Genomic DNA, 9,271 nt, shown 5'->3' with positions numbered 1-9,271 from the left:
CTTGCTCACCAGGAAGGTGCACCCAACTCTGCTGTGGATATGACTTCGACACTCACATCCTTGCAGGTCAGGTGCACCTTTCCTCTATCGCCCTCGATGAATCAATTTGCCCTCTGAACGGGGGAGGCTGATTGCTGAAGCAGGCAGCCGACCGGGCTCTCAGGGTCCAGATCACCCGCTGCGACGAGCGCTACCGCAGGCACACCGTCGATGGGTTCGTCGGCTCCCGGCTCATCCGAGGCTCCCATTGCTGGGCCGCCGAGCGCACCGACGACCAGCACCATGCCGAGGCCGATGGCTCCGAGCAGGCTTCGCTGTCGCTTCACAGTTGTCCCCTCCCGATGACAGTAGGACCGGCGGGATTACGGCACCCACTGCCGGCCAGAGCACTGGCGGTCAGAACCGCACCCATGCCGACTACACTGAGTAGCCTTCTGATTGAGTTCACGTTATCCCTCTCGGTTTGTTGATATGCGGCAGCGGTTTGCGTCAGGCGGCGGCGACCAGCCCTGCGTGGTCGTCCTGGCGTGTGGCGAACAGGCCGGCCGCGAGCCCACCGCAACCGGCAAGGAGCAGCAGCCCGGACAGGTACGTCGCCCACGGGCTGATGCCGCTGCCGACGAACTCCACCACGAGCCACACCCACAGCACCGGGCCGACCCATCGCGGGTGCACGCGGGAACGGAAGTGGGCGATCGACAGCAGCAGGATGCCTACGTCTTCGGCTTTCCCGTCCCCTACGGTTGACCCCCATGGACGTGTGGTGGCGCCGGACCGTCGCGGCTGGACCAGGTGGACCAACATCCGGCGCATCGGGTGACGTCGCCTTCACTCATTGCCCTGCGTTGGCCGGGATCGGGTGCGATGGTGCGGGACGATCGAGAGGCTTCCGCGTGGTCAAGGCACCGAACGCCACCGTGAGCAGGGCGAACATCGGGATGCCACTGAGCTGTTCGGGCGTGACGAAGTCGAGGAACAGGGCGATCGCGATGGCCACGCCGATCCAGACGGGGGCACGACCGGTTCGCCAGAGGACGATGCCGGTGCCGATCATCCCGATGACGGTCGCCAGCATCATCGGGATGAGCAGCCCCAGGAACACCGGACCCGCGAAGATCTGGTCCGCGACCTCGGCCATCTCGGTACGCGCAGTGGACGAGGCGAGCTCGGACATCACGGCGTTGACCGCGATCACCGCCGTGTGGAGCAACCACCCGACGGAGCCGAGGAACAGCAGCACGCTTGCCCGACGATGGCCACCACGGGCCACCTCGCCTCCCAGCAGCGCGAAGCCGACCGCGAGCAGGATCGCCGAGACAAACGTCAGCGCCGACGCTGCGAGGAACCGCCCCGAGTGTGCCTCGATCACCGCAAGGTTCTCGACCTGGGAGCCGACCAGCCGGGGCATGAGGACGACGCCGGCGAGCCCGAGGGCGGCACCGGTGGTGAGACAAATCGCCGGGCGAGACATGGAGTTGGACATCGAGACCTCTTTGAGAGCGGTGGAAGGAGACCTTCTGACCGTAGGAAGCTGCCCACGGCTCGCGCGTCGCCCTCACGGCGTCAGGGACGCGCCGACGGGAGCGGCCGCGTACCTCTCGCGACGTAGGCTCATCCACCCCGAAGGTGACGTGTTCCCGACCCCGCTGTCCTAGTACCGGGACCTGATTGCGAAGTACCTGGTGCCGAAGCTCGACCGGAAGCGCCTGGGCCAGCTGGGCGCGCGAGACGTTCGGCAATTCCTCGCCGCGCTCACGGCTGATGGCGTGGTCGAGCGGACGGCGCAGCTGGCACACGCGGTGCTGCGGGCGGCGCTGGAAGACGCCATGCGAGAGGAGATCATCCCGCGCAACGTGGCGAAGCTGGTGCGGGCACCCCGGGGCGGCGACCCGTACCACCCCCACGCGCCAATATCCTTGGCGGCAAGTTCGGCGCCGGCAGCGGCAGGGCCACGATCGGCCAGCCAGACGAGCGTTCCTCCAAGCAGGACCGCGGCGGCCAGCCCGGCAACGACACTCGAGCGACGTCGGGCGACGCTCGGGAACCTCCGAAGCTCCTGCTGATTCACCATGAGCCTTTCCTCGTGGTGCGCCGGCCGCTGATTCCCACCAGAGCCGTGGCCTGCCTACTGGCCGAATGTGTAGCGCAGGTTCGCGTTGATCAGTTCGTTGAGCCGCTTGCGCAGGTGTCCCAGCAGCGACGGGTCGGGCAATGGCTCGGCGAGCAGCAGCGTCCAGCGCAACTGCGTGCCTTCGCTCCCGTCGGGCACCAGGTCGAAACGCACCTGGGCATCCGGGCGCCTGGGCCACAGCGACGACCATACGACCAGGCGCGGGTGCTCGGCGTGCAGGATCTGCGGCGATTGCTCGTCGTCGAGCAGCCGCAGCCAGGGACGCGCCGGGTCGCGGTCGGGCTCGGTGAGCGCTTCGAAGACGACAGCCGGTGGGGGTGGTTGGCCGCGCATGCGGCTGCCAGCTTCGAGCACGCCTCAGCGTAAAGGCGAACAGCCCATCGTGCGCAGCGATGACGTCAGGCCGGCGGCGAGGGCAGCGCGGCGACCCGGGCCAGCACCGGCCGCCACGCCCCCTCCTCACCGTCCGGGCCGATCTCGACGCCTTCCAACCACACCCACTGCCCGCCGTACCACTGGCTGATGTCCGCTCGGACCCGGACCACCCGCAACCGCAACGCACGGACGCCCTGCCGGTGGTCGGACGGACCGAGCCGGACCACGTCGCCGGCAGCCACGGCGACCTGCGGCACCACCGGCACGCGCACCACCGCCGCCAGCACCGCCCCGACCGGGCACTCCCCCACGCACGGCAACCCGCTGCGGGCGGCCAGCGCCGCCTGCCGAGCCCGCAGGAGCAGCCGGTTGCGGATCTGCGCGGGCGACAGGTCAAATGCGTTCATCAGAATCCGCCCGTGAAACCCCTGGCTTCAGCCATGGGGAGGTGAGGGCGGTCAAGCCTTTCGCTGGTTTTCGACATAGCGTTTGACGACCTCCAAAGTTGCGCCGCCGACAGTGGCGACGAAATAGTTGTTGGTCCACAAGGTCGGCAGCCGGGATCGCAGGCTGGGGAACTCGGCGCGCAGTAGCCGCGACGAGCGGCCCTTGATCTGTTTGACGAGGCGGTGGATGCCGTACTGCGGGTCGCAAGTGACGAGCAGGTGCACGTGGTCGGGCATCGTTTCCAGCTCCACGATGGGCGCGTCTCGTTCGACGCAGACATCGCGGATGATCTTTTTGAGGCGGGTGTCGATGTCGCCGGTGAGGACCGGTCGCCGGTACTTGGGGCACCAGACGACGTGGTATGTGCAGCGGTACCACTCGTGGAGGAGACAGTGCGCTACACCTACCGGTTGCGCCCCGGCGCAACCGCGCAGGCCGCCCTGTCCGCCGAATGGGGTCGCTGCCGATGGCTGTGGAACGAAGCCGTCCACCAGCAGAAAGCCGGCCACAAGCCCACCTTCTGCAAGCTGTCCAAACTGCTCACCGAAGCCCGCGCCCGATCGACGTGGCTGCGCGAGGGCTCCCAGGTCGCCCAGCAGCAGACGCTGCGCACCTACGCTCTTGCCCTCCAACACGCATACAAGGTCAAAGGGCGCGGCCGACCGACGGTCAAGCGGTTGAAGAACACCCTGCCCAGCCTTGAGTACACCGTGCGCGGATTCACGATCCGCGACCGTCGGCTGCGCCTCGCAGGCGGCATCACGATCCCCGTGGTCTTGTCCCGGGAACTGCCGTCCGAGCCGACCAGTGTCCGCGTCTATCGCGACTCGCTGGGCCACTGGTACGCCTCGTTCGTGGTTCGACGCGAGACCCAGCCCGCCCCGGTCACCGACAAGGCGATCGGCGTGGACTGGGGTGTCACCGTCACCGCCACGACCACCGATGCGGCCTACGACCTGCCGCACCTCGGCCACCGCAGGCGGTGCGCCGCTGAACTGGCCCGCGTACAGCGCAGGATGAGCCGCCGTCGTCGCCCCCGAGGCAACCCGCCATCCAAGGGATACCTGCGGGCCAAGCGGCAGGTCGCGAAGCTGCACAAGAAAGCGACCCGGCAAAACACCCACGACGCCCGCCAGTGGGCACGGCGAGTCGTGACCGACCATGCGGTGATCGCCGTGGAGGACTTCAAGCCGAGTTTCCTGGCTCGGTCCACCATGGCGCGCAAGGCCGCCGACGCTGCGATCGGCGCAGCGAAGCGGGAACTGATCGAACGTGGCACGCGGGCGGGCCGGAAGGTGGTGTTGGTGCCGCCCGCCTATACCACGATGACCTGCTCGCAGTGCGGTACGAGAGCCAAGGAACGCCTGGGGTTGGGTGTGCGTACTTTCCGGTGCGGCGACTGCGGGTACACCGCTTGCCGCGACCGGAACGCCGCGAGGGCGATCCTCGCCACGGTAGAGCGCGACCGTGCTGGTGCCGACGACGTAAGACACGTGAACACCTCCCTCCGGGTTAGTGGTTGCGCGCGGTCCGAGCCAGAAATCCCCCGGCTTCCAGCCGTGGGGAAGCGTTAAGTCAGGTACGTCCGCAGGCAGCGCTCGATGATCGCCTCGGCCCAGGCCGCCTGGGGACATGTGCCGTCGTCGCGGCAGTCCAGGCAACTCGGGGTACGCGCATCCCCGGCCAGCCGCCGCCAGTGCACGTTGGCGATCCGGTTGGCCCGCTCAAGTTCCGCGGCCGTCAGGTCGAACGCGTCCTCCGCCTCGGCCTCATCGGGCTCGGCCGGCGCGACACCGCGCGGCGCCTCGTCGGCCGGCGTCGCGCACCTCCCCTGGTTCCGCTCACCGGCCCGACCCTCGTCGTAGCGGCCCGCACGCTGGTTCCGCGCCGCCGCCGACCGCTCCTCGGGCCGCTCGTAGACCACCGCGCCGTCGCACCGCGAGGTCACCCGCATCTCCGGTACGACGTGCTCCTCCGTCGCCCGCCGAAACCGCCCCGGCACATCCCCGTCCGGCACCACCTGCCCGACCAGGTCAAGCGCAACCTTCCCCGGCCGCAAGAACCACTTCCACCGCCTACCCATGGTCCGCCACGCCTCCCCGGGGACATGTGTTCAGTTCGCCTGCGCTTACCGTGAGTGCGTGGGTGAGCTTCGACTGGTGGCGAGTCAGGAGATGCTCGGCGTCTCCCGCACGCGCGCCTACCAGATCACCAACTCGAAGACGTTCCCCGATCCCGTGGCGGTCCTGTCCGTCGGCCGCATCTGGCGGACGGAGGACGTGGAACGGTGGATCAAAACCCACCGGCGGGATCGCCGGGACTCGGAGTAGCCCACACCGTCCGGCACGTGTCGGACCAGCCTGATGGCCGCTCGCTGCCGCAAAAACCACTTCCACCACCATCCGCACCCTCGCCATCGCTTCCCGGCCATGACGATCCGAGTCTAGAGCACCTGTAAAGCCTGTAAAGACAGGAAGGGGATCCTTTACATGATCCTTCAGGTCAGTGCTTCCCTGATCACATGCCGTACGCCCAGCCGCTCTGGCGCCAGATCAGGGAAGATCTGCGCGCCAAGATCCGGGTCGGCATCTACCCGCCCGGCAGCAAGCTCCCCTCCACCCGCCTGCTCGCCGAGGAGTACGACACGAGCCACATGACGGTACGGCGCGCACTGGACTCCATGATCGAGCTTGGTGAGCTGGTCGGTCGCATGGGCATCGGCGTCTTCGTCGCCGACACCTCCGAGCAGGATTCCTAGCCACCGCTGAAGAGGCACGTGCCGGCCATGCCGCCCTACGAGCCGCTGTGGCGACGGATCCGGCGGGAGATCCAAGCCAAGATCGCCGCGGGCATCCTCAAACCTGGCGACAAGCTGCCCACGACCAGGGAACTTGCCGATGAGTACGAGACGTCGGGCGTGACGGTCCGGAAGGCCGTCGAGCTGCTGATTGAGGCAGGCGTCTTGGAAGGCCGACAGGGTGTTGGCGTCTTCGTCGCCGACACCTCCGAGCAGGATTCCTAGCCACCGGTGAACGCGTACCTGCTGATCCTCGGCGGCCGTGACGCCATCTCGTGGGTGCTGCATGAGGAGCGCATGGCGTTCCCGGCGACACCGCGCGCGGAGGTGGCGGCGCTCGCCGCCGACGACCGGCTGTTCCTCTACGCCACCCGAGGTGCCTGGCGTAACCCCACCCGCGACCGTGGCCGGATCATCGGTACGGCGGTAGCCCGATCCGCCGTCCGGAAGCTGGACACCCCCGTCGAGATCGCCGGCCGCACCTTCGTCTCCGGCTGCGACCTGCGGATCGACGCCCTGGTGCCGTACCCGGGCGGGCTGGAGTTGCAGCCGCTCGTGGAGCAGTTGGCCGCCTTCCCCAAGCCGCAGACGTGGAGCATCTACCTGCGACGCGCGTTGCTGGCTCTCCCGGCTGAGGATGCACAGCGCATCGACGCACTCCTGACGCCCTTGACCACGTCGAGGACCCAGTCGCTCGGAACCTACAAGCCGCCGCCGGCAGCGAAGAACTAGCAACAGGCGGAACCGGCGCCCGCGTGCCTGCCGGGGCAACAGACCGGAGTACGCGGCGGCGCGGTAGGTCGTCATATCGCTGCCTTTCCACGTCGGACGGGAGGGGTGCGATTGGAACGCGGCGGCCGTCCGGGGGACATCGGCCAACCGCCGCGCTGTGACCATCCTGGAACGCTCCGCAGCGAGTTGGCAACGTTCCACAGCCGAATTTCGCGCTTATGCATTGACTTTCTCTGCCGTAACCGATAGGTGTTACGACGACAGGTCACGCAGTGTTGCGAGCCGGAACCAGGGAGTGTGCGAGTGGCCGAGGACATCGGATCGACCGTGCCGCGCCGGCAGCTCGGCCGGCTGCTGCGCCAGTTCCGCAACGAGGCCGGGGTGACGCTGGACGCCGCTGCCGAGGCACTGGAATACAGCCGACAGAAGATCTGGCGCCTCGAATGCGGCATGGGCTCGGTCCGGGTGCTCGACGTCAAGGCGATGTGCGAGCTGTACGGGGTGTCGCCGGAGATGACCGAGGCGATGCGCGGCCTGGCCGTCGAGACGAAGTCGAAGGGCTGGTGGCACGCCTACGGCGACGCCGTGCCGAGCTGGTTCGAGCTGTACGTCGGCCTCGAATCCGCCGCCGCGCATCTGCGCCGCTACGACGAGTCAGTGATCCCCGGCCTGTTCCAGACCCGTGAATACGCTCAAGCGATCTACCTCCTCGACCGCACCCAGGCCAGCGAAGAGGACCGGGAGCGAGCCGTGGAGGTCCGGCTGCAGCGGCAATCCCTGCTGACGCGGCGGCTTCCGGCCGCTCCGAAGGTGGCCCAGGTGCTGTCCGAGGCGGTGCTCCGCCGCGCCGTGGGCGATGTTCGAGTCATGATGGCTCAACTCGACCACCTCATCCGACTGTCGGACCTGCCGAACGTTTCCCTCCGGGTGCTTCCGCTGGCGGCAGGCCCTCAGCCTGGTGCTGTCGCCGGCTCCTTCGTCATCCTCGACTTCCCGCCCACAAAGGGCGGCCGAGCAGCTCCGGAACCCTCCGTGGTCTACAGCGAGTCCCTGACCGGCGCGCTCTATCTCGACAAGACGGACGAGCTACAGGCATACGCTGCGGTGTGGAAGGGCTTGGATGCGCGGGCGCTCGGTGAGGCAGAATCGAAGGACATGTTCAAGCAGACCATCGGGGAGATGCGGCATGACTGACCTGACCGGCGCCGTCTGGCGCAAGAGCACCCGCAGCGGCGGCAACGGCGGCGACTGCGTCGAGGTCGCCACCAACCTCCCCGGCATCGTCGCCGTCCGTGACTCGAAGGACCAGGATGGTCCCGCACTCATCCTCGCCCGGCTCGCATGGCCGGCCTTCATCGATAGCATCAAAGGCTTGGAACACCGAACGGAAGAGAGCGACTAGCTCGATGCCTCATCCACTCTTGCAATAGAGGCTTAACATCAACTCGACTCCGAGCTGCAAGCATCGACACGGAGTAAAGTGCCGCGTTGACGGCGATGCTCTCCAGAACCTTACGCAGATCGGACTCAATTTTCCCCATTCCCGCCAGGGTATGGATTTTAGGTCCACGCTGCTCGTTCAAGTACTTCACGACCTCTTCCGCAACCCTATCCATCGACAGAATGACTCCAACGTCGCCGCCGTAGCGCTGAACTCGACTGCTAAACGGATAAGCATCGCCTAGACCGAACTCCCTGTCCTTCAGCTCGAAGAAGACGGTGACGCCGTTGATACTCGCCACGATGTCAAGCTCGTCCTCTCCTGCGGTGGCACCCCAGGCTATCTGGCCCATCTCAACTCCGGCTGTGAGCAGTAGATGGGTGATCCAGAGGGTCATCCAATGACTTCCCTCTGTCAGCTCTTTTGCGCGCGGAGCCGGGGCATAGATTTCTTGAACGTGCTCGTCTGAGAATGCCCGGCCACAGTTCGAGCAGCGAAACTTGACGCCCTCGATTTCTTCTTTAGACTGCGCTGTGCAGAGGGTTTATGAATCCTTCCGACAAACAACCAGGAATTCCTTATTGACTAGCCCGCGAACAAGAAGAGGTTCAACCGTTTCTGCACTAATATCCTGTCGCGCATCGACCGAACGCGCCTTCCCGATTTGGATTAGTCGTTGCAGGAAAAGGCGTTGCTCCGGGCGCACGAGGAGCGTCGCATCCTCCATGTCGTCCATCGAAAGAGCGGCCGGCTTCGTCTTCAGCTCGTTCCTATTGCGAATCGAGCGAGGCGAGACAAGGTTTCGTGGTCCGTAATGAACGGAATTTTGCCTCAACCAGTCCTGAGTCAGTGGCAACCACTCGAAGGACATCCCACGGAGACGTCGCCCATCCAAGGCGGCCTTAGCCGCCCTTCCCAACTCTTCGGCGAATTCAGGAAGCTTTGTATCCTTTTCGTGGCCACGAACTTCGCCGATCGCTAGGCGAGACTTCATAGGCTGGACGATTATGGCTGACCCGTCCAGGAAAAAGAGTTCGCCAAGCATGGGGGTGTCCGGCGAGTGAGTAGCGCGAGGGCCTCCCAATACGGCTAGCAGCAAATTGCTCTCCTGGCTAGTGCGTGACTTGGCGCCCGTGAGACGCAGCAATTCCCGGCCCGCAGAGCGAAGGACCGGCTGATAGGCATCGTTCTTGGCCAGCTGCCGAATCACCGAATCAATCTCTGCCTGTGTTCGCATAACCGCCGAGGCGGTTAACCCATCGAAGATGTACACAAACCCTCCTGCAAAATGCTGTCTATCTGCTCAATAGACCGCTCGTCCTCGGCCCGATGTACCGCAGCGAGTCTC

At 66.2% G+C, this 9,271-nt stretch carries 15 protein-coding genes; 7 read left to right on the top strand and 8 right to left on the bottom strand.

Annotated features, from left to right (window positions below; translation table 11 throughout):
• Positions 1-489: 489 nt before the first annotated feature.
• The 5 genes from IEY61_RS29320 to tnpA all read right to left on the bottom strand — a co-directional run bounded on the left by IEY61_RS29320 (position 490) and on the right by tnpA (position 3,387).
• A complete protein-coding gene (locus IEY61_RS29320) occupies positions 490-675 on the bottom strand; it encodes a hypothetical protein (protein WP_189050210.1) in 186 nt (61 codons plus the stop codon).
• 157 nt (positions 676-832) lie between these two features.
• Complete coding sequence (locus IEY61_RS29315) at positions 833-1,483, bottom strand: hypothetical protein (RefSeq protein ID WP_189050208.1); 651 nt, start codon at positions 1,481-1,483, stop codon at positions 833-835.
• Between the two features lie 642 nt (positions 1,484-2,125).
• On the bottom strand, positions 2,126-2,464 hold the full coding sequence (locus tag IEY61_RS29310) for a hypothetical protein (RefSeq protein WP_229706544.1): 339 nt from the start codon (positions 2,462-2,464) through the stop codon (positions 2,126-2,128).
• 65 nt (positions 2,465-2,529) lie between these two features.
• Entirely contained in the window at positions 2,530-2,913 is a 384-nt protein-coding gene (locus tag IEY61_RS31645) for a hypothetical protein (protein WP_229706542.1), read from the bottom strand.
• A gap of 51 nt (positions 2,914-2,964) precedes the next feature.
• Positions 2,965-3,387, bottom strand: coding sequence for an IS200/IS605 family transposase (tnpA, locus tag IEY61_RS29300; RefSeq protein ID WP_189050216.1), 423 nt, complete (start codon positions 3,385-3,387; stop codon positions 2,965-2,967).
• Here tnpA and IEY61_RS29295 point away from each other — a divergent pair.
• The gene (locus IEY61_RS29295) at positions 3,346-4,527 is read left to right on the top strand and encodes an RNA-guided endonuclease InsQ/TnpB family protein (RefSeq protein ID WP_229706541.1); all 1,182 of its coding nucleotides are present in this window, start codon (positions 3,346-3,348) and stop codon (positions 4,525-4,527) included. The genes tnpA and IEY61_RS29295 overlap by 42 nt on opposite strands.
• On the opposite strand, the gene IEY61_RS29290 is transcribed toward IEY61_RS29295, so the two are convergent.
• The gene (locus IEY61_RS29290; protein ID WP_189050202.1) at positions 4,524-5,012 is read right to left on the bottom strand and encodes a hypothetical protein; all 489 of its coding nucleotides are present in this window, start codon (positions 5,010-5,012) and stop codon (positions 4,524-4,526) included. The genes IEY61_RS29295 and IEY61_RS29290 overlap by 4 nt on opposite strands.
• An 82-nt stretch (positions 5,013-5,094) precedes the next feature.
• On the opposite strand from IEY61_RS29290, the gene IEY61_RS31640 reads away from it, so the two are divergent.
• From IEY61_RS31640 to IEY61_RS29260, 6 genes are all read left to right on the top strand, one after another.
• Entirely contained in the window at positions 5,095-5,283 is a 189-nt protein-coding gene (locus IEY61_RS31640; protein WP_268240703.1) for a helix-turn-helix transcriptional regulator, read from the top strand.
• A gap of 191 nt (positions 5,284-5,474) precedes the next feature.
• Positions 5,475-5,711 (top strand): GntR family transcriptional regulator, encoded by a 237-nt coding sequence (locus IEY61_RS29280; RefSeq protein WP_189050197.1) that lies wholly within the window; start codon positions 5,475-5,477, stop codon positions 5,709-5,711.
• A 27-nt stretch (positions 5,712-5,738) separates the two neighbouring features.
• Positions 5,739-5,975, top strand: a complete 237-nt coding sequence (locus tag IEY61_RS29275; protein WP_189050195.1) for a GntR family transcriptional regulator — start codon at positions 5,739-5,741, stop codon at positions 5,973-5,975.
• Positions 5,976-5,981: 6 nt separating this feature from the next.
• Positions 5,982-6,482, top strand: coding sequence for a hypothetical protein (locus IEY61_RS29270; RefSeq protein WP_189050193.1), 501 nt, complete (start codon positions 5,982-5,984; stop codon positions 6,480-6,482).
• Between the two features lie 249 nt (positions 6,483-6,731).
• Positions 6,732-7,676 carry a helix-turn-helix domain-containing protein gene (locus IEY61_RS29265; RefSeq protein WP_308424601.1) on the top strand — a complete coding sequence of 315 codons (945 nt, stop codon included), beginning with the start codon at positions 6,732-6,734 and terminating at the stop codon, positions 7,674-7,676.
• Positions 7,669-7,884, top strand: coding sequence for a DUF397 domain-containing protein (locus IEY61_RS29260; RefSeq protein ID WP_189050189.1), 216 nt, complete (start codon positions 7,669-7,671; stop codon positions 7,882-7,884). Before IEY61_RS29265 ends, IEY61_RS29260 begins: the two co-directional genes overlap by 8 nt.
• Here IEY61_RS29260 and IEY61_RS29255 read toward each other — a convergent pair.
• Both IEY61_RS29255 and IEY61_RS29250 read right to left on the bottom strand, forming a co-directional pair.
• Positions 7,847-8,320 carry a hypothetical protein gene (locus IEY61_RS29255; RefSeq protein ID WP_189050186.1) on the bottom strand — a complete coding sequence of 158 codons (474 nt, stop codon included), beginning with the start codon at positions 8,318-8,320 and terminating at the stop codon, positions 7,847-7,849. The two genes, IEY61_RS29260 and IEY61_RS29255, sit on opposite strands and share 38 nt — an antisense overlap.
• A 147-nt stretch (positions 8,321-8,467) precedes the next feature.
• On the bottom strand, positions 8,468-9,196 hold the full coding sequence (locus IEY61_RS29250; RefSeq protein ID WP_189050184.1) for a hypothetical protein: 729 nt from the start codon (positions 9,194-9,196) through the stop codon (positions 8,468-8,470).
• Positions 9,197-9,271 lie beyond the last annotated feature (75 nt).

The sequence above is a fragment of the Micromonospora sonchi genome, assembly GCF_014646235.1.
Taxonomy (GTDB): domain Bacteria; phylum Actinomycetota; class Actinomycetes; order Mycobacteriales; family Micromonosporaceae; genus Micromonospora; species Micromonospora sonchi.
The sequence above is the reverse complement of the archived record's forward strand: the minus strand, read 5'-3'. Positions and strand labels throughout refer to the sequence as shown.

Bases quoted from the DNA above. Each gene is read 5' to 3' on its own strand.
- IEY61_RS29315 (WP_189050208.1), bottom strand. From the start codon at position 1,483: ATGTCCAACTCCATGTCTCGCCCGGCGATTTGTCTCACCACCGGTGCC.
- IEY61_RS29310 (WP_229706544.1), bottom strand. From the start codon at position 2,464: ATGCGCGGCCAACCACCCCCACCGGCTGTCGTCTTCGAAGCGCTCACC.
- IEY61_RS31645 (WP_229706542.1), bottom strand. From the start codon at position 2,913: ATGAACGCATTTGACCTGTCGCCCGCGCAGATCCGCAACCGGCTGCTC.
- IEY61_RS29280 (WP_189050197.1), top strand. From the start codon at position 5,475: ATGCCGTACGCCCAGCCGCTCTGGCGCCAGATCAGGGAAGATCTGCGC.
- IEY61_RS29275 (WP_189050195.1), top strand. From the start codon at position 5,739: ATGCCGCCCTACGAGCCGCTGTGGCGACGGATCCGGCGGGAGATCCAA.
- IEY61_RS29260 (WP_189050189.1), top strand. From the start codon at position 7,669: ATGACTGACCTGACCGGCGCCGTCTGGCGCAAGAGCACCCGCAGCGGC.
- IEY61_RS29255 (WP_189050186.1), bottom strand. From the start codon at position 8,320: ATGACCCTCTGGATCACCCATCTACTGCTCACAGCCGGAGTTGAGATG.